We start from the raw sequence: 1,002 nt of genomic DNA, 5'->3' as shown, positions 1-1,002 counted from the left end.
CGTAGTGGCGCTCCCGTGTAGAACCTGGCCCATAGTGCTTCCTTCCAATCGAGGGAAAATAGTGCACCATCAAAGCCTGGGATCAAACACCTAGCGTCCTATCCCAGCCAGGCAGCATTATCCTTGCCGGCAGCAACTGCCGGCGCACCATCCATACAAGCGATCAGCGTTGCATCGATTATCGTGCCTGCCCGCAGGCTCTGGCCTTTGTGCGCCAGATGGGCGTTGAGGGCTTCCAGCAGCCGTGCAGCAAGATTATGGGTCTCCAGCAGGCACCGAAAGTTGAGAATCGTGGTCTGGCCCGGAACGTTGTCCAAGCCACCGAGCTGAGCAAAACGCCGCAAGGTCGGGATCTTCGGCAGCGCTTCCTCCGTGGCCGATCGCTCGGTGCATATCACCGCTGCAGCAGATGAATCCGCAATATCGCCGCCAGTGCGTACGGCTGCCGACCTGGCCGCCCCGACACCAAGTAGTGCGGCGCGATCAGAATGACCAGTTGCTGTCACGGAACGACCTGCGCCATCTTGGTCAGGAAGATCTCGCGGCGGGTCTGCTTACGCTTGACAAAGCCTCAGCGTCACCGAATGTGGGTTGCGTGGATATCTCCTCAACGTGAACGGATAGCGTCGCGCACCAGGGAAGCTTTGTTCAGAGCTTCTTTAGCACTCTCTCAGGAATAGCGAAAGGTCAATGCAGTATCCGAAGTGGCAATCCTGCACCTAGGGAAGCTCTGAACAACTCCTCGATAGACTTCTGATCGACACCTGAGGTTGGAGCCATCACGCGTAAGTGATTGATTTTCAGCAACGGAGATTGTCGTGATCAAGCGAAATCCCAAGTTCGCTCGCAACGCCAAGAGTTGTTCAGAGGTTCCCTAAAGCCTGCCCGTTGGAACTGCTGAGTGAATCCTTAGAGCGTGTTATGAACTTTGAAAGAGCGTGGCTGCATTTCCAAGCATCAGAATCGTGAAGACAACAAAGTGCAAACCGGCCAAGGTTTCCG

1 pseudogene is annotated in these 1,002 nt (G+C 55.7%); it reads right to left on the bottom strand.

The features are described 5' to 3' along the window. Window positions 1–113: 113 nt before the first annotated feature. Window positions 114–603: pseudogene (locus tag XarbCFBP7408_RS21980) on the bottom strand (transposase); the annotation flags it as partial. Window positions 604–1,002 lie beyond the last annotated feature (399 nt).

It is taken from the genome of Xanthomonas arboricola pv. guizotiae (assembly GCF_002940205.1).
Classification (GTDB): domain Bacteria; phylum Pseudomonadota; class Gammaproteobacteria; order Xanthomonadales; family Xanthomonadaceae; genus Xanthomonas; species Xanthomonas arboricola_C.
This window is presented reverse-complemented; position numbering and strand designations above follow the sequence as displayed.